General features: G+C 74.7%; 19 protein-coding genes. 8 read left to right on the forward strand and 11 right to left on the reverse strand.

The genetic code is table 11. The annotated features are described in order from the left end of the window. The first annotated feature begins 8 nt into the window (after nt 1–8). Nucleotides 9–596 carry an NUDIX hydrolase gene (locus tag GA0070622_RS28585; protein WP_091581791.1) on the forward strand — a complete coding sequence of 196 codons (588 nt, stop codon included), beginning with the start codon at nt 9–11 and terminating at the stop codon, nt 594–596. 30 nt (nt 597–626) lie between these two features. Here the strand turns inward: GA0070622_RS28585 and GA0070622_RS28590 are convergent, their stop codons facing one another. Both GA0070622_RS28590 and GA0070622_RS28595 read right to left on the reverse strand, forming a co-directional pair. Continuing rightward, nucleotides 627–1,718, reverse strand: coding sequence for a mannose-1-phosphate guanylyltransferase (locus GA0070622_RS28590; protein ID WP_091584172.1), 1,092 nt, complete (start codon nt 1,716–1,718; stop codon nt 627–629). 63 nt (nt 1,719–1,781) lie between these two features. After that, nucleotides 1,782–2,927 carry a glycosyltransferase family 4 protein gene (locus tag GA0070622_RS28595; RefSeq protein ID WP_091581794.1) on the reverse strand — a complete coding sequence of 382 codons (1,146 nt, stop codon included), beginning with the start codon at nt 2,925–2,927 and terminating at the stop codon, nt 1,782–1,784. A 150-nt stretch (nt 2,928–3,077) separates the two neighbouring features. Here GA0070622_RS28595 and GA0070622_RS28600 point away from each other — a divergent pair, with 150 nt between their 5' ends. Beyond that, on the forward strand, nt 3,078–3,767 hold the full coding sequence (locus GA0070622_RS28600) for a TIGR03089 family protein (RefSeq protein ID WP_091581797.1): 690 nt from the start codon (nt 3,078–3,080) through the stop codon (nt 3,765–3,767). A 105-nt stretch (nt 3,768–3,872) separates the two neighbouring features. On the opposite strand, the gene GA0070622_RS28605 is transcribed toward GA0070622_RS28600, so the two are convergent. Beyond that, nucleotides 3,873–5,861 carry an acetoacetate--CoA ligase gene (locus tag GA0070622_RS28605; RefSeq protein ID WP_091581800.1) on the reverse strand — a complete coding sequence of 663 codons (1,989 nt, stop codon included), beginning with the start codon at nt 5,859–5,861 and terminating at the stop codon, nt 3,873–3,875. Between the two features lie 317 nt (nt 5,862–6,178). After that, the gene (locus tag GA0070622_RS28610; RefSeq protein ID WP_091581803.1) at nt 6,179–6,694 is read right to left on the reverse strand and encodes an acyl-CoA thioesterase; all 516 of its coding nucleotides are present in this window, start codon (nt 6,692–6,694) and stop codon (nt 6,179–6,181) included. A gap of 23 nt (nt 6,695–6,717) precedes the next feature. On the opposite strand from GA0070622_RS28610, the gene GA0070622_RS28615 reads away from it, so the two are divergent. Then, nucleotides 6,718–7,368, forward strand: coding sequence for a hypothetical protein (locus GA0070622_RS28615; protein WP_091581806.1), 651 nt, complete (start codon nt 6,718–6,720; stop codon nt 7,366–7,368). 57 nt (nt 7,369–7,425) lie between these two features. Here GA0070622_RS28615 and GA0070622_RS28620 read toward each other — a convergent pair whose 3' ends face one another. Continuing rightward, nucleotides 7,426–8,589, reverse strand: coding sequence for an acyl-CoA dehydrogenase family protein (locus tag GA0070622_RS28620; protein WP_091581810.1), 1,164 nt, complete (start codon nt 8,587–8,589; stop codon nt 7,426–7,428). Nucleotides 8,590–8,835: 246 nt separating this feature from the next. On the opposite strand from GA0070622_RS28620, the gene GA0070622_RS28625 reads away from it, so the two are divergent. Beyond that, nucleotides 8,836–10,263, forward strand: a complete 1,428-nt coding sequence (locus tag GA0070622_RS28625) for a UDP-glucose dehydrogenase family protein (protein ID WP_091581814.1) — start codon at nt 8,836–8,838, stop codon at nt 10,261–10,263. Between the two features lie 162 nt (nt 10,264–10,425). Next, nucleotides 10,426–15,339: an SCO7613 C-terminal domain-containing membrane protein gene (locus GA0070622_RS28630; protein WP_091581819.1), complete on the forward strand. Its 4,914-nt coding sequence runs from the start codon at nt 10,426–10,428 to the stop codon at nt 15,337–15,339. Nucleotides 15,340–15,432: 93 nt separating this feature from the next. Here the strand turns inward: GA0070622_RS28630 and purE are convergent, their stop codons facing one another. Then, complete coding sequence (gene purE / locus GA0070622_RS28635; protein ID WP_091581823.1) at nt 15,433–15,924, reverse strand: 5-(carboxyamino)imidazole ribonucleotide mutase; 492 nt, start codon at nt 15,922–15,924, stop codon at nt 15,433–15,435. After that, entirely contained in the window at nt 15,921–17,081 is a 1,161-nt protein-coding gene (locus tag GA0070622_RS28640; RefSeq protein ID WP_091581827.1) for a 5-(carboxyamino)imidazole ribonucleotide synthase, read from the reverse strand. Before GA0070622_RS28640 ends, purE begins: the two co-directional genes overlap by 4 nt. 112 nt (nt 17,082–17,193) lie before the next feature. On the opposite strand from GA0070622_RS28640, the gene GA0070622_RS28645 reads away from it, so the two are divergent. Next, nucleotides 17,194–17,844: a pyridoxine/pyridoxamine 5'-phosphate oxidase gene (locus GA0070622_RS28645; RefSeq protein WP_091581832.1), complete on the forward strand. Its 651-nt coding sequence runs from the start codon at nt 17,194–17,196 to the stop codon at nt 17,842–17,844. Between the two features lie 4 nt (nt 17,845–17,848). On the opposite strand, the gene GA0070622_RS28650 is transcribed toward GA0070622_RS28645, so the two are convergent. Then, nucleotides 17,849–19,885 (reverse strand): thioredoxin domain-containing protein, encoded by a 2,037-nt coding sequence (locus GA0070622_RS28650; RefSeq protein ID WP_091584176.1) that lies wholly within the window; start codon nt 19,883–19,885, stop codon nt 17,849–17,851. Nucleotides 19,886–20,028: 143 nt separating this feature from the next. On the opposite strand from GA0070622_RS28650, the gene GA0070622_RS28655 reads away from it, so the two are divergent. Further along, nucleotides 20,029–21,054 (forward strand): phosphatidylinositol-specific phospholipase C domain-containing protein, encoded by a 1,026-nt coding sequence (locus GA0070622_RS28655; RefSeq protein ID WP_091581837.1) that lies wholly within the window; start codon nt 20,029–20,031, stop codon nt 21,052–21,054. Nucleotides 21,055–21,097: 43 nt separating this feature from the next. Here the strand turns inward: GA0070622_RS28655 and GA0070622_RS28660 are convergent, their stop codons facing one another. From GA0070622_RS28660 to mca, 3 genes are all read right to left on the reverse strand, one after another. Continuing rightward, nucleotides 21,098–23,587 carry a putative bifunctional diguanylate cyclase/phosphodiesterase gene (locus GA0070622_RS28660; protein WP_176710612.1) on the reverse strand — a complete coding sequence of 830 codons (2,490 nt, stop codon included), beginning with the start codon at nt 23,585–23,587 and terminating at the stop codon, nt 21,098–21,100. A 222-nt stretch (nt 23,588–23,809) separates the two neighbouring features. Continuing rightward, complete coding sequence (locus GA0070622_RS28665; protein WP_091581846.1) at nt 23,810–24,094, reverse strand: hypothetical protein; 285 nt, start codon at nt 24,092–24,094, stop codon at nt 23,810–23,812. A 48-nt stretch (nt 24,095–24,142) separates the two neighbouring features. Beyond that, nucleotides 24,143–25,024 (reverse strand): mycothiol conjugate amidase Mca, encoded by an 882-nt coding sequence (gene mca / locus GA0070622_RS28670; protein ID WP_091581849.1) that lies wholly within the window; start codon nt 25,022–25,024, stop codon nt 24,143–24,145. Nucleotides 25,025–25,269: 245 nt separating this feature from the next. Here mca and GA0070622_RS28675 point away from each other — a divergent pair, with 245 nt between their 5' ends. Then, nucleotides 25,270–25,704 carry a DUF4307 domain-containing protein gene (locus tag GA0070622_RS28675; protein WP_091581853.1) on the forward strand — a complete coding sequence of 145 codons (435 nt, stop codon included), beginning with the start codon at nt 25,270–25,272 and terminating at the stop codon, nt 25,702–25,704. Nucleotides 25,705–25,725 lie beyond the last annotated feature (21 nt).

A 25,725-nucleotide genomic window follows, 5' to 3' on the forward strand; every position in this document is an offset into this window, starting at 1 on the left:
GTGTCCGGGTGCCCGACACCGACCCCACCGACCTCACCGCGTACGACGAGCTGCACGCCGACGCCGTCGCGGCGTTGCGCCGCTGGACGGCGACCAGCCCGGCCGCCGCCGCGAACCGGGACCGGACCCTGGCGCTGCTGGCCGCCGGGCCGGTCGCGATGACGCGGACGCACCGGCCGGGGCACGTCACCGCCAGCGCGCTGGTCCTCGACCCGACCGGCGAGCGGGTGCTGCTCTGCCTGCACGGCAAGTTCCACAAGTGGGTGCAGCTGGGTGGACACTGCGAGCCCGGCGACCGGACGCTGGTCGGCGCGGCGCTGCGCGAGGCCACCGAGGAGTCCGGGATCGCCGGTCTGACCGTCGGCCCGGAGCCGATCGACGTGGACGTCCACGCGGTCGCGTGCCAGGGCGGGTCGCTGCACTACGACGTCCGGTTCGCGGTGTTCGCGCCGGCGGGTGCGACCGAACGGGTCAGCGCCGAGTCCGACGCGCTGGGCTGGTTCCCGCCGGACCGGCTGCCCACGCCGCTGGCCGGCGGGACCCGCCAGCTGGTGGCGCCGGCGCTGGCCGCGCTGGCCCGTCGCGCCGCCGGGTGACCCACGCCGGCGGCCGACGGACCCGCCGGATCAGACCAGGCTCTCCTCGCCGCGCTCCTTGAGCTGGTCGACGACCTTCTTCACGTCCTGCGCCCGGTCGCGGGGGCAGACCAGCAGCGCGTCCGGGGTGTCCACCACGATCAGGTCGTGCACCCCGACGGTGGCGACGAAACGGCCGGAGTGCGGCACCACCACGGTCCCGGTGGTGTCGTGCAGCAGCACACCCGGCTTGGCGTCGCCGCCGAGCACCACGTTGCCGTCGGCGTCACCGGGCAGCACCTCGCCCAGGGTGTGGAAGTCGCCGACGTCGTTCCACCCGAAGTCACCCGGTACGGTCGCCACCCGGCCGGCGGTCGCCGCGCCCTCCATCACCGCGTAGTCGACCGAGATCTTCGGCAGCGTCGGCCAGACCGTGCCGAGCACGTCGTCCTGCTCCGGGGTGCCCCAGGCCGCCGCGATGGCGGTGATCCCGGCGTGCAGCGCCGGCTGCTGGCGGGCCAGCTCGGCCAGGAAGACGTCCACCCGCCAGACGAACATGCTGGCGTTCCAGAGGTGCCGGCCGGACCGGACGTAGCCCTCGGCCACCTCGGCGGCCGGCTTCTCCTTGAACTCGCGCACCGGGCGCAGCGGCCCGTCGCCCAGCGGGTCGCCGGTCTCCAGGTAGCCGTAGCCGGTCTCCGGCCGGGTCGGGGTGATGCCCACCGTCATCAGCAACCCCTGCTCGGCCCCGCCGATCGCCTGCCGCACCACCTCGGCCAGGCGGGCCGGGTCGCCGATCAGGTGGTCGGCGGCGAACGAGCCCATCACCGCGTCCGGCGCCCGCTCGGCGATCACCGCCGCGGCCAGCGCGATGGCCGCGCAGGAGTCCCGCGGGGAGGGCTCGACCAGGATGTTCTCCTCCGGCACACCGGCCAGTTGCCGGGCCACCGCCGCTACGTGCGCGGCCCCGGTGACCACCAGCGTCCGCTCGGGTGTGGTCAACGGCGACAACCGGTCGACCGTGGCCTGCAACAGTGAGGCGGAGGTGCCGGTCAGCGGGTGGAGGAACTTGGGATGGCCGGCGCGGGACAGCGGCCACAACCTTGTGCCGCTGCCGCCCGCCGGGATGACGGCGTAGAACATCAGCACATCATGCCCGAAGCGGGCGAGCGCCAGGGTCGGTCGTCGACGACCCGCAGCGGACGCTCAGGAACGCGCCCGGCGCCAGGCGGCGATGTGCACCTCCGCGCTGGACTCCCAGGTGAACTCCTTGGCCCGGTCGAACCCGGCCTTGGCCAGGGAGAGCCGTCGCTGCTCGTCGTCGAGCAGGGCGCCCAGGTCGGTGGCGATCTGGTCCGGGTCCTCGCTGGTGTAGGCCACCGCGTCGCCGCCCACCTCGGGCAGGGAGAGCCGCGGCGTGGTGAGCACCGGGGCCGCGCACGCCATCGCCTCCAGGATCGGCAGCCCGAAACCCTCGCCGTAGGACGGGTAGGCGGCGACCAGCGCGCCGCCGAGGAAGCCGGGCAGGTCGGCGTAGCGCAGGTAGCCGGGGCGCAGCAGCCGCAGGTGCGACGGCACCTCGGCCACCGCGCGGTCGATGTCGTCGTCGTGCCCCTGGCCGCCGGCCACCACCAGCACGGGCGGGTTGGGTCGGTCGGCCACCGCCCGGGCCCAGCCCCGGATCAGGTTGGGCACGTTCTTGCGCGGCTCCTTGGCGCCGAGGAACGCGATGTAGCTGCTCTCGCCCAGCCCGAGCCGGGCCCGCACCCGGGCCTTCTCCTCGTCGCCCGGCGCGTGGAAGGCGGCCTGGTCGACGCCGTGGTAGGCCACGTCGATCCGGGTCGGGTCGGCGTCCAGCAGGCGGATCAGCTCGTCCCGGGTGGCCTTGCTCGGCACGATCACCCGGTTGGCCCGGCGCAGCGACGTCTTGATCGCGCTGCGGAAGAACGTCCGGCGCGACTTGTCGTAGTGCTCCGGCTCGGTGAAGAACGTCGCGTCGTGCACGGTGACCGTCACCGGACAGCCGGCCCGCAGCGGGCAGGTGTAGAACGGCGAGTGCAGGACCTCCGCGTTGACCTGCTGGGCCAACAGCGGCAGGCCGGTCTGCTCCCAGGCGAGCCGGGCCGGGCGGTGCGCCACGGCGGCCGGGGCGGGGATCACCTCGGCGCCGGGCAGCATCCGGGTGTAGCGCTCCAGGTCGGTGCGCAGGCTCACCACGGCCAGGTCGACGCCGGAACCGCAGACCCGGCCGAGCGCGCCGAGCAGGCCGTCGACGTACCTACCGACGCCGCCTCGGTCGGCGGGGACACTCGTGGCGTCGATGAGTACGCGGGGCGGGCGACCGGCGGTCACGGGGCGACTCCTCAGGTGGCGCGGTTGTGGGGAAGAACACTGTCGGCAAGCCTACGCCGGGCCGGGTGCCCGACGCTGACTGCGACCCGACGGTACGCCGACTTGTCGTTGTCATCGAGTACGCGCCGGGGGCGCGTATCGTTCGCGCCGATGGCCGACAACATTGCCCGGGTCTTCGCCGACGCGATCGCGCCCGACCCCGCCCGACCGTTGCTCACCTGGTATGACGACGCCACCGGCGAGCGCACCGAACTCTCCGGCGCGACGCTGGCGAACTGGGTGGCCAAGACGGCCAACCTGCTCGTCGACGAGGCCGGGGCCGCGCCCGGTGACCCGGTCGGCGTGTTGCTGCCGCCGCACTGGCAGACCGCCGCGGTGCTGCTCGGCTGCTGGTCGGCGAAGACGACGGTGGTCGACCGGCCGACCCCGGTGGACGTGCTGTTCACCGCCGTCGACCGGGTCGACGAGGCGGCCCGGTGGCCGGCCGGCGAGCGGTACGCCCTGGCGCTGGACCCGTTCGCGCTGCCGATGCGGCAGGTGCCGCCGGGCTGCGCCGACTTCGTCGGCGCGGTACGCGGACACGGCGACCACTTCACGCCGTACCCCTCGGGCGGCGAGGCGGACGCGGCGCTGCTGGCCCGCGCCCAGGCGCGCGCCGCGGAGCTGGGCCTGCGCGCCGGTGACCGCCTCCTGGTCGACGTGACCCGTCACCCCGACCCGGTCGACTGGCTGCTGGCCCCGCTGACCGCCGGCGCCTCCGTGGTCCCCTGCGCCCACCCCGACCCCACGCGCCACGCCCACCGCGCCACAACGGAAAAAACCACCCACACTCTCCCCTGACCCCACCCCACCCCCGCGATCTTGCACTTGCGGCCCCGGGTTCGGGGCATTCACCCCTTTCGTCGGGGCGGAAAGTGCAAGATCAGCGGGACGGGGGGCCGGAGGTCAGGCTGGGGTGGGGTGGTCGGAGCTGGCGCGGCGTTGGGCCAGGGTGGCGAAGGCGGTCAGGGACTCGGGGTTGGCCAGGGCGCCCTTGGCCGCGGCCGAGTCGACCGGGGTGCCGGTCAGGATCTTCTTGACCGGGACCTCCAGCTTCTTCGCGCTCAACGTTCTCGGCACGGCCCGGACCTGGTGGATCTCGTCCGGCACGTGCCGGGGTGACAGCGCGGTCCGCAGCTCCCGGCAGATCGTCTTCCGCATCGCGTCGTCGAGTTCGAGGCCGTCGGCCAGCACCACGAACAGCAGCAGCTCACCGGCGCCGCCCTCGTCGTCCTCCAGGTGCACCACCACCGAGTCGACCACCTCGTCGAGCCCCTCCACCACGGAGTAGAACTCCGCCGTGCCCAGGCGCACCCCGCCCCGGTTCAGCGTGGCGTCGGAGCGGCCGGTGATCACACAGCCGCCGCGCTCGTTCACCGTGATCCAGTCGCCGTGCCGCCAGACGCCGGGATAGACCTCGAAGTACGCCTCCCGGTAGCGGGCGCCGTCCGGGTCGTTCCAGAACCCGACCGGCATGCTCGGCATCGGCTCGGTGATCACCAGCTCGCCGAGCTGGCCGATCACCGCCGAGCCGTCGGCCGCGCGGGCCTCCACCTTCGCGCCGAGCGCCCGGCAGGCGATCTCCCCCGCGTGCACCGGCAGCAGCGGCACCCCGCCCACGAAACCGGTGCAGACGTCGGTGCCGCCGGAGAGCGACTGGAGCTGGAGGCGGTCGCCCACGTTCTCGTACACCCAGGTGAAGCCCTCGGCCGGCAGCGGCGCGCCGGTCGAGCCGAGGCCGCGCAGCGCGGACAGGTCGGCGATCTCCCGCGGCACCAGCCCGGCCTTGCGGCAGGCCAGCAGGAACGGGGCCGAGGTGCCGAAGTAGGTGGTGCCGGTCTCCGCCGCCAGCCGCCACAGCGCGCCGAGGTCGGGGTGGCCCGGGTTGCCGTCGAAGAGCACGATCGCCGCGCCCACCGCCGGCCCGGAGACCAGGAAGTTCCACATCATCCAGCCGGTGGTGGTGAACCAGAGGAACCGGTCGGACGGACCCAGGTCGTGGTGCAGCGCCAGCATCTTCAGGTGTTCGAGCAGGATGCCGCCGTGGCCGTGCACGATCGGCTTGGGCAGGCCGGTGGTGCCGGAGGAGTAGAGCACGTACAGCGGGTGGTCGAAGGCGACCGGGGTGAAGGTCAGCGGCTCGTCGGTCTCCGCCGCCAGCTCCGCCCAGGCCAGGGCGCCCGCCGGGGTCTCGCCGGCCGGATCGAGGTACGGGACGGCGACGGTGTGCCGCAGCGACGGCAGCGCGGCCCGGATCGCGGCCACCTCGGCGCGCCGGTCGACCGGCTTGTCGCCGTAGCGGTAGCCGTCCACCGCGACCAGCACCGTGGGCTCGATCTGCTGCCACCGGTCGGTGACGCTGCGGGTGCCGAACTCGGGCGCGCAGGAGGAGAAGATCGCCCCCAGGCTGGCGGTGGCGAGCAGCAGGACGTACGTCTCCGGGATGTTCGGCGCGTACGCGGCCACCCGGTCGCCCGGGCCGACGCCGAGCCGGCGCAGACCGGCCGCCACCCGGCGGACCCGCTCGCGCAGCTCGGCCGCGGTGAGCGTCTCCGGGGCGCGGGTCTGCCCGTGCGCGATCACCGCCGGGGCGTCGTCGTCGAGGCCCGGCATGCGCAGCACGTTCTCGGCGTAGTTGAGCGTGGCGCCGGGGAACCAGCGGGCGCCGGGCATGGCCCGCCCGGCGAGCGTGGCGGTCGGCGGGGTGTGCGCGACCACCTGGAAGTAGTCCCAGATCGAGCCCCAGAACCCGTCCAGGTCGGTCACCGACCACTGCCACAGCGCGTCGTAGTCGGCGAACTCCAGCCCGCGGTGCTCGGCCAGCCAGCGCAGGTAGTCACCGATCCGGGACCGTTCGCGTACGTCGGCCGGCGGCGTCCACAGCACGTCAGACACGTTCCACCCTCCCTGAGGCCCGTCACGACACTGTGCATGGGCCGTGGCGCCATCTTGCCCTACCTCGTGCCGCCATTCTCCGCACCGGGTGGCGGTTCCGGGGCGTGCCCACCCCACACCCCGAACCCCCCACCCATGTGGGCCGCACGCAAGGAGGGGCCCCTTATTAACGCCTCGTGCATGGAAAGGGGCCCCGCTTAACACCCGACGCCTCGCGGGAGAACGGCAGGCGGTGGCGGGCAGCGCCGGTATGCCCGGGTGTTAAGAGGGGCCCCCTCCTCTACCGGAGGCGTTAACAAGGGGCCCTTCCTTGCACCTCAGCCGGCGCGGTGGGCCTGGATGGCGCGGCGGCGGGCCAGGCGGTGGGCGCGCCGGATCTCCGCCTCCCGGAAGCGGCGTTCGTCGTCGGCCGTCTCGGGCAGCACCGGTCGGACCGGACGCGGCGCGCCGCCCACATCGACCCCCACGAAGACCAGGTACGCGGTGGCGACGCGCACCGGCTCGTCCTCGGCCGAGTCCCAGCGCTCGGCGACCACCCGCACCCCGACCTCCATCGAGGTGTTGCCGGTCCAGTTGACCTGTGCGTGCGCGTGCACCAGGTCGCCCACCCTGACCGGCTCGGAGAAGACGATCTCGTCGATGGAGGCGGTGACCGCGGTGCCGCCGCTGTGCCGGGCCGCCGCCGCGCCGGCCACGTCGTCGACGAACTTCATCAGTACCCCACCGTGCACGCTGCCGTACAGATTGACATCGACAGCGGTCATGATGCGACTGAGCGTGACGCGGGAGTACGAGGTCGGCTTACCCGCCGGCACCGCGGGATGATCTGTCATGCCGGAAACGGTACGGTGCGCGGATGCGACATCTCTGGAGCTTCCTCGCCGGGTTGGTGGTGGCGCCCGTCACCTGGGTGCTCGTCACCCTCGGTCAGGACGGATCTGGGCGGACCGTCAACCGCTGGGTGGAGATCGGTACGTACAGCACACCGAACCTGATCGAGCCGGCCGTCTATCTGGGCGTCGCCGGCGTCCTGCTCGGCCTGCTCGGCACGCTGCGTTTCTCGCCGCTCGGCCCGCTCGTGGCGGGCCTGCTGCTCGCCGCCCCGTACGTCGGGTTGTTCGTCGCGCCCTTCTCCGTGCGGGACCGGGTGCCCGACGACCTGAAGGTGCTCGGCGACCCGCTGCCGCTGCGCCAGCCGCTGGAGAACGGCACGCTGTTCCTCATCGGCCTGCTGCTGCTGATGGCCGTGTTCAGCGCCCAGCGGTGGCGGCGACCCGTGGCGGCCGAGGCGGAGCTGACCCCGGCCGTCACACCGGTCGAGCACCGGCCCACGCTGACCGACTGGCCGCCGGCCGGCGCGCCGAAGGACCCGGACACGGCCCCGCTCACGCTGGCCTACCCGGAAACCCCCACCGATCCCCTGCCCCGCCGCACCGGCGGCGAGTCGCCGTGGTCCGCGCCGCCGCGCGGCGCCGCCCGGCCGGAGGGCACCAGCGAGAGCCGTTGACCAGTGCGGGCGGGCCGGGTCACCCCGGCCCGCCCGCCCGAACGTCGACGCCGGCGCTCAGCCCTTGAGCAGCTGCCGGGCCATGACGATGCGCTGCACCTGGTTGGTGCCCTCGTAGATCTGCGTGATCTTGGCGTCCCGCATCATCCGCTCGACCGGGTAGTCGCGGGTGTAGCCGTAGCCGCCGAGCAGCTGGACCGCGTCGGTGGTGATCTCCATGGCGGCGTCCGAGGCGAAGCACTTGGCGGCCGCGCCGAAGTAGGTCAGGTCCGCGTCGCCGCGCTCCGACTTGCCGGCCGCCGCGTACGTGAGCTGCCGGGCCGCCTCCAGCTTCATGCCCATGTCGGCGAGCATGAACTGGATGCCCTGGAACTCGGCGACCGCCTTGCCGAACTGCTTGCGCTCCTGGACGTAGCCCTTGGCGTAGTCCAGCGCACCCTGGGCGATGCCGATCGCCTGGGCGGCGATGGTGACCCGGGTGTGGTCCAGCGTCTGCATGGCGGTGGCGAAGCCGGTGCCCTCCGCGCCGATCATCCGGTCGGCCGGGATCCGGACGTTGTCGAAGTAGACCTCGCGGGTCGGCGAGCCCTTGATGCCGAGCTTCTTCTCCGGCGCGCCGAAGCTGACCCCCGGGTCGGACTTCTCCACCACGAAGGCCGAGATGCCCCGGGACCGAGCTGTGGGATCGGTCACAGCGAAGACGGTGTAGTACTCGGAGACGCCCGCGTTGGTGATCCACCGCTTCACGCCGTTGAGCACCCAGTGGTCGCCGTCGCGGACCGCCTTGGTGGTCATCGACGCGGCGTCGCTGCCGGCCTCCGGCTCGGAGAGGCAGTAGGAGAACATCGCGTCGCCCGAGGCGACCGGCGTGAGGTACTTCCGCTTCAGCTCCTCGGAGCCGGCCAGCAGCAGCGGCATGGTGCCCAGCTTGTTGACCGCCGGGATCAGCGAGGACGAGGCGCAGGCCCGGGCCACTTCCTCGATCACGATGGCCGTGGCCAGCGCGTCCGCGCCGGCGCCGCCGTACTCGACCGGGACGTGCGGGGCGTGGAAGTCGGCGGCGCGCAGGGCGTCGTAGGACGCCTTGGGAAACTCACCTGTCTCATCCGCCTCGGCGGCGTGCGGAGCCACCTTCGCCGCACAGACCTCACGGACCGCCTCCCGGATCGCCTCGTGCTCCTCCGGCAACCGGTAGACGTCGAACGACTGCTCTGCGGCCATGTCGGCCCTCCCCTTTCACCGCTATCATGCGCAGTCTGTGCCGCCCGGAAGCTGCCGACTGCCGCAGACTGAAGGATAGCCACCGGCTACGGCCGAACCTTACCGGCGGGTAGGCTCGCGCCCGAGCGTCGTCCACCCGACCCACTACCCTCACACCAGACATCAGTCCCCTCGGTGCCCGGCCTAGGCGCCCCCAGCAGAATGCGACGCGAGGAAGCGCCGCCAGTGCGAGCGGAGAAGACAGGCGTGACGATCCCGTACCCGAACTCCCAGCCGACGCCCGCCATCGCCGCGGTGACCCCGCCGTCCGGCGCGGCCCGGCCCCGGGTCACCTTCCTCGGCACCGGCTACCTCGGCGCGACGTACGCCATCTGTTACGCCGAGCTGGGCTACGAGGTGCTCGGCTTCGACGTCGACGCGGACAAGATCGCGAAGCTGAACGCGGGCGAGGTGCCGATCCACGAACCCGGCCTCGACGAGCTGCTGCGGCGCAACCTGGCCGCCGGCCGGCTGCGGTTCAGCACCGACATCCAGGAGACTGCCGACTTCGGCGACGTGCACTTCATCTGCGTCGGCACCCCGCAGCGGGCCGACGGCATGGGCGCCGACCTGTCGTACGTCGAGGCGTCGGTGACCGGCCTCGCCCAGCACCTGACCCGCAAGGCGCTGATCGTCGGCAAGTCCACCGTGCCGGTGGGCACCGCCGAGTGGGTGGAGCAGCTGGTCGGCAAGCACAGCCCGACCGACCTCGGGGTCGAGGTGGCGTGGAGCCCCGAGTTCCTCCAGGAGGGCTTCGCCGTCGACGACGTGCTGCGCCCCAACCGGATCGTGGTCGGCGTCAAGAGCGAGTGGGCCAACGGCATGCTCTTCGCCGCCCACAAGGGCGTCTTCGACCTGGCCGCCACCGAGGACCGCGAGGTGCCCCTGGTGGTCACCGACTTCGCCACCGCCGAGCTGGTCAAGGTCGCCGCGAACGCGTTCCTGGCCACCAAGATCTCGTTCATCAACGCGATGGCCGAGGTCTGCGAGGCGGCCGGCGGCGACGTCACCCAGCTCGCCCGCTCCATCGGCTACGACCCGCGGATCGGCAACCGGTTCCTCCAGGCCGGGCTCGGCTTCGGCGGCGCCTGCCTGCCCAAGGACATCCGGGCCTTCCAGGCCCGTGCCCAGGAGCTGGGGGCCGGCGAGGCGCTGCGCTTCCTGCACGAGGTCGACCTGATCAACCTGCGCCGCCGTACCCGGGTGGTGCAGCTCGCCGCCGAGCTGCTCGGCCGCCGCTCCGGCCCGGCCGGTCCGGACCTGTCCGGCACCCGGATCGCGGTGCTCGGCGCCACCTTCAAGCCCAACACCGACGACGTACGCGACGCCCCCGCCCTCGCGGTGGCCGCGCTGCTCGGCAAGGCCGGCGCCGACGTGCACGTCTTCGACCCGCAGGGGATCGAGAACGCGCGCCGCGCCGTGCCGGAGCTGACCTACGAGGAGAACATGACCGACGCCGTCCGCGGCGCCGACCTGGTCTGCGTGCTCACCGAGTGGGCCGAGTTCCGCAACGCCGACCCGGTCGCGCTGGGCGAGCTGGCCAACGGCCGCCGGGTGGTCGACGGGCGCAACTGCCTGGACTCGACACTGTGGACGCAGGCCGGGTGGGAGTACCGCGGCATGGGTCGCCCCTGACCCGTCGACGTCGGGCCGGCCGGCCGGGGATCGCATCCCCGACCGGCCGGTCCTTTTTTGTTGTCCGGAACGCGCCGGCAACTGTCGAAATCCCGGCCCGCTCAGGGCATGCTGCCTCTGGGAGGTCCACAGTGCGGGGGCGCGGGCGAACGGGAGACTGACGTGGAGAGCTTCAGGTGCGCCTCGTGCGGGCGGGAGATCAAGCCCGCCGTCGTCTGCCCCCACTGCGGCGCGGAACAGCCCCAGTGGACCGAGCACCTGGCCGACATCGAGCGGTCGATCGCCGAGATGAAGGCACGAGACGCCGAGATCGCCCGCGAGCAGCGGCAGATCGCGGCCAAGATGCAGGCCGCCCTCTTCCAGCGCGACATCCTGGCGCACGCCGGGGAGGAGCGGATCAAGCAGGCCACCCGTCCCCGCCGGGTGCTCCGCCGGCGGCCCGGACGCCGCCCACCCACGGCCGCCACCGGCGCGCCGCCCCGGGTGCCCCGGCAGGGCACCCCGCCGCCCGGGCCGGACGACCTTCCCCCGCCGCCGCCCCGCGGCCGCCCCCAGTGGCTCGACGCGGACGACCCGGAGCATCCTCCGGAGGCGTCGTCCCGCGAGGTGCAGAACATTCCGCTCGGGCTGGGCGCGCTGCTGCTCGGCGTCGCGGCGGTGGTCTTCGCCGCGGTCGCCACCAGCTCGATGGACGCGTTGGCGCGGCTCGGCGTACTGCTGGTCGCGACCGTGCTGATGCTGCTCGCCCCGCCGGTGCTGGCCCGGCGCGGGCTCACCTCGACCGCCGAGACCATCGCGGCGGTCGGGTTGCTGCTGGTGCCGCTGGCCGGGTACGCGCTCTGGGCCGTGGACCGGATCGGCGGCGGCACCTCGGGCGCCGCGTTCGCCGGGTCGATCTTCCTGGTCACCACCGTCGTCGCCTTCGGCTACGCGTACGGCACGGGCCTGCGTGCGCCCCGGTTCGCCACCGTGCTGGCCGCCCAGCCGGTGCTGCCGCTGCTGGCGTACGAGCGGATCACCGGCCCGGCGGGGTGGGCGTTGGTGCTCACCGTGGTGGCCGTGCTGGACCTGGCCCTGGCCCGCTCGGTGGTGGTACGCGAACGGCCGGTCCGGCAGGACCTGCCCCCCACCGTGCCGCCGGCGCCCGCCGCACCCCGGCAGCGCGCCGACGAGGACCGGCCGGAGTCGGCGCCGGAGGAGGCCGGTGAGGTGCTCGGCGGCGAGTCGCCCGCCGGGCCGGCCGCCGCCGCGCCGGCCCGTCCGGTGCCGTGGCTGCGGGAGCTGACCTGGCTGCTGCACGGGGCCGCGGTCGCGGTCGCCCTGGCGTACGCGGTCACCGCCCTGCTCCGCGCCGCCACCGTGCCGACCGCCGCCGGCGCCGGCGCGGTGCTGCTGCTCGCCGCGCTGGTCGCGCTGGCCGGGACGCTGGTGCTGCGCCGGCCGCCGTTGCCCGACGTGGGCGCCGGCATCCTCACCCTCGCGGTCATCGGCGCGCTCGGCCGGGTCGCCTCGGTGGCCCTGCCCGGGCGTTCGCTGCTGCTGATCGCCGCGGTCATCGCGCTCACCGGGTTCGCCGTCCGGGCCGTACCGGAGGCGGCCCGTCGGGGTCCGCAGCTGGCGTCCGCGGTGGCGCTCACGGTCAGCGGCCTGGTGGTCGCCGGCGGCGCGCTGCGCGCCGGGCTGGCCCCGGTCCGGGCGGCGCTGCCCGCCTGGTCGGCCGACCTCGGCGGGTGGCACGCCGAGCTGGCCCGCGCGGTCGGACCGACGGGCTGGCAGCTCGCCGCCGCCGCGCTGCTGCTCACCGTCGCCGCCGTGGTCGCGCTGCCGCCGGAGATCCGCCGGGAGTTCGCGGTGGTCGGCGCGGCGCTCACCGCGCTGGCGGTGCCGGCCTCGCTCGGCCTGGGCTGGGCCGCGGCCTGCTGGCCGATGCTGCTCACCGCCGTCGCGATCGGGGTGCTCGGGCTCACCGCCGGCACCGAGCGCGCCGCCGTGGCGCACGCGGTGACCGCCGCCGGGCTCGGCCTGGTCGGGGCCGGGGCCGCGCTCGCCCGCCCCGCGCTCACCGCCGCCGCGCTGACGCTCCTCTTCCTGGCCGGGGCGCTGGTGTCGCTCGCGCCGCGGGTGCGCCTGGCCGCCGCCGCGACGGACCGGGTCTGCGCCTGGGCGGCCGGCGGCGCGGCGTTCGCGCTGCCCGGCGCGGTGGCCGCGTTCGTCGCCGCCACCGTGCCGACCCCGCCGGCGCCCACCCCGGCGAACCTCCGCGAGATCACCGTTCCGATCCTCGCCGCGAGCTTCCTCGCGGTCTGCGTGACGCTCGGCTACGCCGCCCTGGTCCAGGTGGCGCAGCGGCAGCTGAGCATGCCGCACGCGCTCGGCACCGTGCTCGGCGCGGTCGCCGTCGCCGCCGCCGGGTTCGGCGCGCCCGGCGCCACCTCGGCGGACGCCTGGGTGGGTGGTCTGCTGCTGATCTCGGCCGCGCTGCTGGCGCTGGCCCCGCGGATCGACGCCGGCCGCCGCGCCGACATGTCGCTGGACGGCTCGGACCTGGCCCTGGCCGCGATCACGGTGGCGCTGGTGGCCACGCTGGCCCGGATCGCCGCGGTCCTCGCGCCGGGCGGTCAGCTCGTGGTGGCCGCCGCGCTGGTGCTGCTGGTGGCGGTCGCCGCCCGGGCGCTGCCGGAGGAGTGGCGGCGCGGTCCGATCCTCGGCATCGCCGCCGGGGGCACGCTGATCGGCCTGATCGCCGCCTGGAGCGCGCTGCGCGGCGGGCTCGGTGTGCTGGCCACCCCCGGCCCGATCTGGGCCGGTGACCTGAGCGGCTGGCCGGCGGCGCCGACCGGCGGGTCCACCTGGCAGGCGCCGGTCGCGCTGGCGCTGCTCGCGGTCACCGCCGCCATCCTCCTGCCACCGCCCCGGAAGTACGACGTGTCGGGCGCGGCCGCGGTGCTCGCCACGGTGGGCGCGCCGGCCGCGTTCGACCTGCCCTGGTGGTCGCCGGTGCTGGTGGGCGCCATGGTGGCCACCGTCTTCGGGATGGCCGCCGCGGCCGCGGCGGATCCGCGGGCCGCGCTGTCCCGGGCCACCGTGGCCGGCGTGGTGGCGTTGCACGCGGCCGGCGCCGGGCTGGTCCGCCCCTGGACCACCGCGCTGGCGCTGGGCAGCATCGCGTTGATCGGGGTGACGGTGGCCGCGCTGGCTCGCACGCTCGCGCCGACGCTGGTGGAGGACATCCGCGCCGAGGGTATGCCGCCGCATCTGGTGCAGGTGGGCGGTGCGGGCGCCGGGGCGGCGCTGCTGGCCCTTCCCGGCGCGGTGGCCGCCCTGTCCGCCGAGTTCGGCCGCCCGCCGCAGGTGGTCCTCACCTCCGCCCTGGCCGCCGCCAGCATCGGCCTGGCCGTGGTCGCGGCGGTACGCCGGCAGGTGCCGCAGTACCTTCCGTACGCCAGCGTCGCCGTGGTCGGCGCGGCCACCGTGACCGCGGCGGCCGCTCTGCTCGTCCGCCTGCCCGCCGGTGTGTTCGCCGCCGCCGCGGCGCTGCTCGGCGTGCTCGCCGAACTGGTCCGGGCGGCCACCGTCCCGCCGGTCGGCTCGGCCCGCCCGGTGCGCCGCTGGTCCGTGCTGTTCGACGGGGCGCTGCGCCGGGACCCGGGCGACCGCACGGAGCTGCGCTGGCGGGTCAGCCCGGCGGCCGGGGCGCTCGCCGCGGCGGCGCTGCCCACCGCGCTGGCCCTGGCCACGCTGGCGCCGTCGCTGGTGGTGGCGTTGTTCTCGCCGTTCGCGGCGCTGGGCCGGGTGTGGCAGGGACCGCCGCCGGAGCTGCTCACCCCGCCGCCGGACGCCGTGGACCCCACCCATGTGCTCACCGCGCTGCTGCTCACCGCCACGGCGGCGCTGGCCGCGACCGGGTTCAGCGGCGGTCGCCGGTCCCGGGCGGTGCCGGTGGTCCTGCCCGGCGCCGCCCTCACCCTGCTGATCACGCCGGTGGCGCTGGGCCGGGGCTGGCCGGTCACCACGCTGGCCGCGCTGGCCGTCTTCACCATCTCCATGCTCGGGCTGGCGCTGACCCCACCACCGCCGTTGGTGGAGCCGGCCCGGTCGATCCGGGTCGCCCGGGTGCTGGTCTTCGCGATCGGGCTCGCCGCCGGGGGCGCGGGGCTCTGCGGCAGCCTCGCCACCCGCGACCTGACCCTGTTCACGCTGGGCGGCGCCGTCGGCGTGGGCATCGTGGCCGCGCTGTTCGGCACCACCCAGCGGGCCCGCATCCTCGGCTGGTTGTTCGGCTCGCTGATGGCCCAGCTCTTCGCGCTCACGCTCGGGCTGGTGGTGGGGCTCGCCGCGGTCTGGTCCGCCTTCGGGGTGCTCGCGGTCGGCGCCGCGTTGCAGGTCTTCGCCGCCACGCTGCCCCGGTTGCGCCGGCCGGAGGCGTACCGGGAGGCGGCCACCGTCGAGTGGAGCGGCTACGGGGCGGCCCTCATCGCGCTGGCGCTGGCGTACGACTCGCCCCGGCACATCGCCGCGCTGCTGGCCGCGTGGGGCGCGGTGCTCGGGGTGGCGGCCAGCCGTCCGGGCCGCCGTCCGATGGAGCGCAACCTGCTGTTCTGGGCGGTGGTGGCCTGCGAGATCAGCGCCTGGTGGATCCTGATGCGGGTGGCCGACGTGGCGCTCCCGGAGGCGTACACGCTGCCGTTCGCGGCACTCGCGTTGCTGGTCGGGGTGCTGCAACTGCGTCACCGGCCCGACCTGTCGAGCTGGGTGGCGTACGGGCCGGCCCTGGTGACCGCGTTCCTGCCGACGCTGGCGATCGTGATCGCGACCGACTCCAGCATGCTGCGTCAGGTGCTGCTGCTGCTCGGCGCCGTGGCGGTGCTGATCTTCGGTTCGACGAGCCGGCAGCAGGCACCGGTGATCGTGGGCGCGACGGTCACCGCGATCGCCGCGGTGCACGCGTTGTTCAGCCTCGGCCCGTGGCTGGTGCTGATCCCGGTCGGCATCGTCCTGCTGGTGCTGGGCGCGAGCAACGAGCGTCGCCGGCGGGCCCAGGAGCGCCTGCAGACAGCGCTGCGCGGCATGCGGTAGGTCCGGGCGCGGCAGCGGAGGGCACGCACACGCGCCACGCCGGTCGGCCACGATCGGTGACCGCCCGGGGTGAGCACGCGGGGTGACGAACGGTCACGCCAGCGAGGCGCGCAGCGCGGCTTCCTTCTCGGCGACCAGGTCCTCCAGGCTCGCCTGGTAGGCGGCCATCCGGTCCCGCAACGCCGGGTCGGAGGCGCCCAGGATCCGGACGGCGAGCAGGCCGGCGTTGCGGGCGTTGCCGATCGACACCGTGGCGACCGGCACGCCGGCCGGCATCTGCACGATGGACAGCAGCGAGTCCATCCCGTCCAGGTGCTTGAGCGGCACCGGCACCCCGATCACCGGCAGCGGGGTGACCGAGGCGACCATGCCGGGCAGGTGCGCCGCCCCACCCGCGCCCGCGATGATCACGCGGACGCCGCGACCGGCGGCGGACCGGCCGTACTCGATCATCTTGAGCGGGGTGCGGTGCGCCGAGACCACTCCCACCTCGTGCGGCACGCCGAACTCGTCCAGCGCCTCGGCGGCGGCCCGCATGGTCGGCCAGTCCGAGTCGCTGCCCATGATCAGCCCGACGGTGCTCATTGGGTCCCTTCCTGGAGCCAGCGGGCGGCCCGCGCGGCCCGGGCCCGTACGTCGGCCAGGTCGGTGCCGAGCACCGTGACGTGACCGATCTTGCGGCCCGGACGGACCTGCTTGCCGTAGAGGTGGACCTTGGCGCCGGGCTCGGCGGCGAACAGGTGGTGCAGCCGCTCGTCGATCGACATCCCGCCCGGCTCCCCGCCGAGCACGTTCGCCATCACCACGACCGGCGCGGCGAGCGAGGTGTCCCCCATCGGATAGTCGAGCACCGCCCGCAGGTGCTGCTCGAACTGCGAGGTCCGGGCGCCCTCGATGGTCCAGTGCCCCGAGTTGTGCGGGCGCATGGCCAGCTCGTTGACGACCAGACCGGTGGGCGTGTCGAACAGCTCCACCGCGAGCAGCCCGACCACGCCGAGCGCGGTGGCCAGGTCGATGGCGAGCTGCTGCGCCGCGACCGCCCGCTCCTCCGGCAGGTCGGGCGCGGGCGCCAGCACCTCGACGCAGATGCCGTCGCGCTGCACCGTCTCCACCACCGGGTACGCGGCCACCTGGCCGAAGGGCGACCGGGCGACCTGCACGGCCAGCTCCCGTCGCAGCGCCACCCGCTCCTCGACCAGCAGCGGGGTGCCGCCGGCGAGCAGTGTCGCGGCCAGCTCGGCGGCCCGGTCGGCGTCGTCCACCATCCAGACGCCGCGCCCGTCGTAGCCGCCCCGGGCGGCCTTGAGCACCACCGGCCACCCGGTCTCCCGGCCGAAGGTCACCAGGTCCGCCGGCGACTCCACCGGACGCCAGGCCGGGTTGGGCGCGCCCAGCTCGCCGAGGCGCTCCCGCATCACCCGCTTGTCCTGCGCGTGCACCAGCGCCTCGGCCGGCGGGAACAGCTTGACGCCCTCGTCGGTCAGCGCGCGGATGTGGTCGTTGGGCACGTGCTCGTGGTCGAACGTGACCACGTCGCACCCCTTGGCGAACGTGCGCAGGGCGGTCAGGTCGGTGTGGTCGCCGTACTGGACGTCGGCGGCGACCAGCGCCGCGCCGTCGTCGGGAGCGAGCGCCAGCACGCGCAGCGACTGACCGAGGGCGATGGCGGCCTGGTGGGTCATCCGGGCCAACTGGCCGCCACCCACCATGCCCACGACGGGGAGTCCGGTCCGGGAGTCCATAGCGCCGCCAGCCTAACCGGGCCGGCGACACCCCCGGCCGCTGGGCCCGTCCCCGTCCCACGGCCGGGAAACGGGACGGCGACCGGCTCCGGGGCGGGGCACCATGATCCGCATGACGACTCGCCGGATGCTCCGCGCGCTGCCCGTACTGGCCCACGACATGCCGTCCTTCGACCCGTCCGACGTGCCGGCCGAACCCACCGCCCTCTTCGCCGACTGGCTCGCCGCCGCGGTCGACGCCGGGGTCGACGAGCCGCACGCGATGACCGTCTCGACGGTCGACGCCGACGGCGCGCCCGACGCCCGGGTGCTCATCCTCAAGGATCTCGACTCCGCGGGCTGGCACTTCGCCAGCAGCTCGGCCAGCGCGAAGGGACGCCAGCTCGCGCGGAACCCGCGCACCGCGCTCAGCTTCCACTGGCGGGAGCAGGGGCGCCAGGTCCGGGTGCGCGGCACCGCCCGGCCGGCCGACCCGGCCGTGTCCCGGCAGGACTTCCTGGCCCGGCCGGAGGGCTCCCGGATCGCCACCCTGGCCGGCCGGCAGAGCGCCGTCCTCACCGACCGGGCGGAGCTGGACCGGGAACTGGCCGAGGTCCGCGCCCGCCTCGCCGCCGATCCCGACCTGGTCGCCGACACGCACACCGTCTACGTGGTGGCCCCGGAGACGGTCGAGTTCTGGCAGGCCGACCGGGAGCGCCGGCACGTCCGGCTGCGCTACCGCCGGGGCGCAGCCGGCTGGGCGCGGGAGCAGCTCTGGCCGTGACGGCTCAGCCGAGTTGGGCGACCAGGTCCTCGACCGAGGTCACCGGCCGCTGGCAGACGAACCCCCGGCAGACGTACGCGGTGGGCTGCCCGTCGACCAGCGGACGATCCGCCAGCAGCGGCACACCCGGCTGGTCCGGGGCGCCGGCCACCACCACCGCGCCGGGCGGGGCGTGCCGGCGGGCGGCGGCCACCAGCGGGTCGCCCTCCGGGTCGTCGGTCACCACCGCGATCTCGTACGGCCCGGAGAGCAGCGCCTCGCCGACCGTGGCGGCGTAGCCGGTGAACCGGGCGTGCCGGTCGACGATCGGCGCGACCGTGGACAGGGTCACCTCGGCCGCTTCCCGGTAGCGGGTCTCCCCGGTCAGCGCCGCGTACGCGACCAGCGCCGCGACGACCGCCGAACGGCCGGACGGGGTGGCGTTGTCGGTCGGGTCGGCGGGCCGGGTGACCAGGCGCTCGGCGTCGTCGGCGGTGTCGTAGAAGCCGCCGTCGGCGGACGCGAACCGGGCCAGTGCCACGTCGAGCAGCTGCCCGGCCAACGTCAGCCAGCGTCCCTCGCCGGTGAGCTGGTGCAGCGCGCAGAACGCCTCCGCGACGCAGCCGTAGTCCTCCAGCACCCCGGCCGGCTCGCCGACGACCTTGTCCCGGGAGACCCGGCGCAGGCGGCCGTCGACCAGGTGCACGGCGGCCAGGTGCTCGGCGGCGTCGCGCATGGCCCCGTCGGCGACGATGACCACACCCTCCATCAGGTTCGCGTCCTCGTCCTCCCGGGACGCGTAGAGCGCGGCGACCTGCTGGAACTCGGCGAGCGCGGTGATCGCCAGCCCGTTCCAGGCGGCCACCACCTTGTCGTCGCGGGCCGGCTGGGGCCGGGTGTCGCGGGCGGCCAGCAGCCGGCCCACCACGTCCTGCCAGCGGGCCCGGACCGCCGGGTCGGCGTCGTCGACGTCGCGGGCCAGGCGCAGGACGCTGGCGCCGTGCTCGAACGTGCCGTCGGCGGTGACCTCGAAGAGGTCGGCGGCGAACCGACCGTCGGACTCCCCCAGCACCTCGACCAGCTGCGCCGGCGTCCAGACGTAGGTGAGTCCCTCGACGCCCTCGGTGTCCGCGTCCAGCGCGGAGGCGAAGCCCTCACCGGGTCGGTGCAGCTCGTCGGCGAGGAAGCGGGCGGTGTCCCGGGCGACCCGGCGGGCCAGCCGGTCGCCGGTCAGCCGCCAGAGCTGGGTGTAGACACGCAGCAGCAGCGCGTTGTCGTAGAGCATCTTCTCGAAGTGCGGCACGGTCCAGTGGCCGTCCACCGAGTAGCGGGCGAAGCCCCCGGCCAGCTGGTCGTTGAGGCCGCCCCGGGCCATGGCCTCGCAGGTGTGCCGGACGATCTCCAGGCTCCGCGCAGACCCGGTACGGCGGTGGTGCCGGAGCAGGAAGAGCAGGTTCATGTGCGGCGGGAACTTCGGCGCGCCGCCGAAACCGCCGTTCGTCTCGTCGTACTCCTGGGCGAGCTGGCCGGCGGCGCCGTCGAGCAGCTCGGCGGTGAGCGGGGCGGTCACGCCCCCGACGGCCTGGGCGCCGCCGATCGCCTCGACCACGGCGGCGCCCTGCCGCAGCACCGCCTCGCGCTGGTCCCGCCAGGCTGCGGCCACCGAGCCGAGCAGCCGGACGAAGTTGGCCCGGGGGAAGTAGGTGCCGCAGAAGAACGGGGTGCCGTCCGGGGTGGCGAACACCGTCATCGGCCAGCCGCCCTGGCCGGTCATGGCCTGGGTGGCGGTCATGTAGACGGCGTCGACGTCGGGGCGCTCCTCCCGGTCGACCTTGACGCAGACGAAGTCGTCGTTCATGAGCCGGGCCACGGCCTCGTTCTCGAACGACTCGTGGGCCATCACGTGGCACCAGTGGCAGGCCGCGTAGCCGACCGAGATCAGTACCGGCACGTCGCGGCGCTTCGCCTCGGCGAACGCCTCGTCGCACCAGGGCCACCAGTCGACCGGGTTGTCGGCGTGCTGGAGCAGGTAGGGCGAGGTGGCCTCGGCGAGTCGGTTCACCACCCGACCCTATCCGCCGCGCCGGACCGCCGCCCCCGGACCGGTCGGAGCCACGAGCCGTCCTTCCGCTATTCACCTTTGTCTATTTGAATCGGCGCATGGCCGGCGTCGTCCACCGCCGGCACGTCCGAAGGAGACGGTCCATGCGCAGACCCCCCGCCCTGCTCGCCCTCGCCGCCCTCACCGGATCCCTGCTGGCCCCCGGCACCGCGTCCGCCGAGGTCCCGCCGCAGACCCGGTGGTCCGCCACCACCGGCGTCGGAATCCACAACACGTACGAGCGCGGCACCTACACCTACCTGGCCCAGGCGCTCGACGCCCGGCCCGGGCTGATCGAGCTGGACGTCTGGCCCGACGTGCTGACCCGGCAGTGGCGGGTCAGCCACAGCAACCCGCTGGGCAACGACAACAACTGCGTCGCCGCCACCAGCGCCGCCCAGCTCTACACCGGCACCCGCAACAAGAACCTGGAGCACTGCCTGGACGACATCCGCCTCTGGCTGGGCGCCCACCCCGACGCCGGCCCGCTCATCCTCAAGCTGGAGCTCAAGACCGGCTTCAGCGGCCGTACCGGCCAGGGGCCGGCCCAGCTCGACGCGGTGCTCGCCGCGCGGCTCGGCGACCGGGTGTTCCGCCCGGCCGACCTGCTCGGCGACCACCCCGGCCTGGACGCCGCCGCCCGCGCCGACGCCTGGCCCACCCGCGCGCAGCTCGCCGGCAGGGTGATCGTGGAGCTGATCCCCGGCACCGTCGAGGAGGGCAACCCGACCGACACGCTCTGGACCGACGTCGAGTACGCCCGCCACCTGAACGGTCTGGCGGCGGCCGGCACGCTGGGCAGCGCCCGGGCGTTCCCGGCGGTGCACCGGGCCCAGGCCGGCGACCCCCGGACCCGGTACGCGGACCCGGCCCTGCGCCAGTGGTTCGTGCTCTTCGACGGCGACGCGGCGGCGTACGTCACCGGCGGCATCGACACCGCCTGGTACGCCGCGAACCACTACCTGCTGGTGATGACCGACGCGCAGAACGTCCCGCCGGCGGTCGGCAGCGGCGACGCCGACGCGGCGGCGGCCCGGGTCGCCCAACTGGCCCGCGCCCACGCCAGCATCGCCTCGGCCGACTGGGCCACGCTGCCCGCCGTCCTCGACGACGTGCTGCCCCGAGGCTGAGCGCGCCCCCGCGCCGTCGGGCCCGCCCGGCGGCGCGGACCGCTCAGGAGGCGCCGTCGGCGCGCAGCGGGAAGACGTTGCCCCGCGCGGTGTCGCGCAGCGACCCCAGCACCGCCCCGATCTTGTCCGCCGGCATCGGCTTGAAGAAGTGGTAGCCCTGCGCGGCGGTGCATCCCAGTTCGACCAGCGCGGTGCGCTGCTCGGCGGTCTCCACCCCCTCGGCCACCACCCGCAGCCCCAGCTCGTGGGCGAGCCCGACCGTGGTCCGGACGATCGCCGCCGCCTCCGGCGAGTCGGCCATCCGGATGACGAAGGACCGGTCCACCTTCAGCTCGTCCACCGGGATCCGGGTGAGGAACGTCAACGAGGAGAAACCGGTGCCGAAGTCGTCGACCGCGAGCTGCACGCCCATCGCCCGCAGTGTCGCCAGCACCTCGTCGATGATCTCCAGCTCGCTCATCACGACGGTCTCGGTGATCTCCAGGACCAGCCGGTGCGGCGGCACCTGGTGCCGCCGCAGCGCCTCCTCGATCTCGGCGGGCAGCCGAGGGTCGAGCAGGCTGCGGGCGGACAGGTTCACCGAGATCGGGACGTCCAGCCCCTCCCGCGCCCAGCCGGCGGCCACCTCCAGCGCCTTGTCCAACACGTAGCGGGTGAAGCTGCCGAGCTGCTCGCTGTTCTCCACCGGGCGGATGAAGTCGGCCGGGCCGAGCCAGCCCCGGCGCGGGTGCCGCCACCGGATCAACGCCTCCACCCCGGTCGGCCCGCCGGTGGCCAGGTCCACCGCCGGTTGCAGCGCCAGCACCAGCTGGTCGTCGGTGGCCAGCGCCTCCCGCAGCTCCGCGAGCAACGCCAGGTGGTCGGTGCTCGCCGCGTCGCGGGAGCTGTCGTACGCGGCGACGCTGCCGCCACCCTCCTTCGCCTGGTACATGGCGATGTCGGCGCGCCGCAACAGCTCGGTCAGGTCGGCGACGCCGGCGTCGGCCACCACCACGCCGACCGCCACCTCGATCGACATCCGCACCCCGGCCACCTCGGTCGGCGCGGCGAGCCGCTCGGCGACCTCCCGGGCCTGGCGCACCGCGTACGCCAGCGGGGCCGTCCGGTCCTCGACCACCGGGACCGAGGTGAGCAGCAGGGCGAACTCGTCGCCGCCGAGCCGCCCGAGCAGATCCCCCGGGCGGGTCAAAGCGGCCAGCCGGTTGGCGGTGAGCCGCAGCAGCTGGTCGCCCGCCGAGTGGCCGAGCGTGTCGTTGACCTCCTTGAACTGGTTCACGTCCAGCAGCAGCAGGGCCACCGGGTGGTCGTGGGCCCGCTGCCGCAGCGCCTGGTCGCCGCGGGTGAGCAGCGCGGCCCGGTTGAGCAGGCCGGTGAGCTGGTCGTGCACCGCGTCGTACGACGAGCGGGCGGTGACCAGCCGCAGCTCACGGTGGGTCGCGGCGTCGTGCAGGGCGGCGGCCAGGGCGTCGGAGAAGGCGGCCACGCCGTCCTGTTCCCGGGCGGTGGGCGGGGCCGACCGGGCGAAGCGCACCCGCAGCCGGCCCACCTCGGCGGGGCCGACGGCGAGCCGCCGGACCAGCTCGTGTTCGCCGGAGCCGCGATCCGCCGAGGGCTCCACCTCCCGGTCCCGCACCTGCCCACCGAGGTCGGCCCGGTACCGGCGCCAGCGCCCGTCGCCGCGGGCCACGTCGACCTCGACCAGCTCGGCCCCGAACAGGGTGAGGGCGCCGGTCACGGCGGCGGTCGCCACGCCGCGTTCGTCGAGCTGGTTGAGGGCGGCGGTGGCCTCGGCGAAGGCCCGCCAGGTCCGGCGCTCCTCGTCGGCCCGGAGCCGGTGCCGGTAGGTCTGCTGCAACAACCACAGCGGGGGCGGCAGGAGCAGCAGCCAGCGCGGGTCGATTTCCAGCATCGCGACCACCACCAGGCCGACCGCGACGTTGCCGATGAACATGAGCAGCTTGCCGCGGAGCGCGGCGAGCAGCGGCGGCCCGATCGGGATGCCGTGCCGCAGCGCGAGCGTGGCGGCGCCCAGCCAGGCGGTGGTGAGCAGGTAGGTCACCGCGCCCGCGCTCAGCGCGAGGGCCAGTTCGGGGGTGGGCGCGGCGAGCAGCGGCCGGCCGAGGGCGCTCGCGACCGCCGCGGCCAGCGCCGTGGCGGCGGTGAGCGAGGTGGCGATGCGCACCAGCTCCAGCACCGGTCGGCGGTCCGCGACCACTGACATCGTGGTCCAGGCGGCACCGGCGCCGAGCAGCGCGGCGGCCGGCAGCCAGCCGGCGGGGACCAGCCAGAGGCAGACGAGGAGCGCGGCCTCGCCCCAGGTGATGCTGACCATGCCCGACGGGGCCCGGAACCGGAGCCGGGCGAGCTGGGCCACAGCGAACGCGACGGTGGCGAGGCCGAACCGGGCCGGCCCGGGCAGGGGGTCGTCCACCGGCAGGTGTGCCGGTACGGCGAGGCCGAGCACCGCGGCCAGCAGCGCGGTGACCGCGACCGCGACGGTCAGCAGCACGACGCTCACCGGGGTGCCCCGCAGGCCGAGCCGATCGGGTGGCCGGTCGGCCGGTTCGGAGGTCACGGACCCGCCCCGTCGGCGGGTGCGACCGGGACACGGTCGGGGCCCGTTGCTGCCCTCGACATCGGCGCCCCCCTTCCGCGCAGGGTCCGGGGCCTGACGGTCCCCCCGGCGGAAGGCTAAGCCAAAGCCGGTGGCCGCAACAGGGGGCGACCACCGGCTCGGGCGTGATTCATGCGGTGTTCAGCTGTTTCGGCGCTGCTGGGGGCCGTTGGGAGCACTCGTCGGTGAATCCTGCTCGACGGCCCCGTCTGTCGGATCGACGACTGCCGAGTCGACCCGGCCCGGCTCGCCCTGCCGCGGGAAGCGGTCGGGCAGGCGGCGCAGGCGGGCGTTCATGTTGCGGATGAGCAGGACGGTGACGGTGGCCAGCGCGACGATGAGGAAGAGGCCCATCGGGCCGGCCAGACCACCCGTGCGGGTGTCACCGAAGTTGTTCTCCGCGAGCACCTGGGCGGTGGTCAGCATGGTGTTCCTCCGATGTGCGGCTGACGACCAGGGTAGCCCGCGCCGATGTCAGTGGGCACGGCACGTCTCGCGCACCCCGGCGAAGAGGTCGGACTCGGGGAGCGGGCTGTCCACCAGCGAGCGGGCGAGCTGGAAGTCCTCCGTCGGCCAGGCGCGCTGCTGGAGATCCATCGGCACCTGGAACCAGAACCCGTCCGGGTCGATCTGGGTGGCGTGGGCGCGCAGCGCGTCGTCGCGGACCGGGAAGTAGGCGGCGCAGTCGACCCGGGTGGTGATGCGCTCCCCCTTGTCGGGGCGCTCCTCCCAGCGCTTCATCCACTCGCCGTAGGGCGACTCCAGGCCCGCGGCGAGCATCGCCTCGTGCAGGCCCATGATCTTGGCCCGGGAGAAGCCCACGTCGTAGTAGAGCTTCAGCGGCTGCCACGGCTCGCCCAGCTCCGGGTGGCGCTCCGGGTCGCCGGCCGCCTCGAACGCCGCCACGGTGACCTTGTGGGTCATGATGTGGTCCGGGTGCGGGTAGCCGCCCTCCTCGTCGTACGTGGTGACCACGTGCGGGCGGAACTGGCGCATCAGCCGCACCAGCGGCGCGGCGGCGACCTCCACCTCCTGCAGCGCGAAGCAGCCCTCGGGCAGCGGCGGCAGCGGGTCGCCCTCGGGCAGACCGGAGTCGACGAAGCCGAGCCAGGCCTGCTCGACGCCGAGGACGGCGCGGGCGGCGTCCATCTCGGCGCGACGGATGTCGCCGATGTTGGCCCACACGTCGGGGCGGTCCATCTTGGGGTTCAGCACGCTGCCCCGCTCGCCACCGGTGCAGGTGACGACCAGGACATCCACCCCCTCGGCGACGTATTTCGCCATGGTGGCGGCGCCCTTGCTCGACTCGTCGTCGGGATGGGCGTGCACCGCCATGAGACGCAGCTGTTCTGCCACCTTCGGCGCTCCTCGTCTGTGCCGGCCGGACGACCCGCCCAGGGCCGACCGGCTGACCTGCCGGAATCTCCCCCCGCGCCCGCGAAAGCCCCCGTGCTGGCACGTCGGGACCGCTGCCGGAGTGGCCGGGACCACCCTGGCCGGTCGAGGCCGACCTGCCATCCTTGACTCAGCGCCGGGCTGGGAAGATGGACCTAGCCATTCTTGCCGATGCCGCCGACAACAACGCCAGGAGATACCCGCCGGTGAGCGAGACGCACGCCACAGTCACACCGGGTACGCCGGTCTTCCCGCCCGGCCGGTACGGCCGACGCCGGGAGCCGGGACGCCGCCGACCGCTCCTGCTCGCCCTGACGGTGACCGTCCTGCTGGCCGTCCTCGGGCTGGCCGCCGCGAAGCTCTACAGCCAGTACGGCGACCCCGAGTACCAGGGCGAGATGATCAGCTACACCGGGATCACCGACTCCCGCGTGGTGGTCGACTTCCGGGTCACCGTGCCACCCGGCGGCTCGGCGACCTGCCTGCTGCGGGCCCGCTCGCACGACGGCGCCGAGGTGGGCCACGTCGAGGCCACCGTGACCGCCGAGTCCGGCCAGCGGCACGTCCGAGCCCGACAGGAGGTGCCCACCAGCGCCCGGCCGTTCATCGGCGAGGTGCTGCGCTGCCGACCGACCGGCTGAGCCGGAGCACCGGCGAGCTGC

The sequence above is a fragment of the Micromonospora sediminicola genome (assembly GCF_900089585.1).
GTDB classification, from domain to species: Bacteria; Actinomycetota; Actinomycetes; order Mycobacteriales; family Micromonosporaceae; genus Micromonospora; species Micromonospora sediminicola.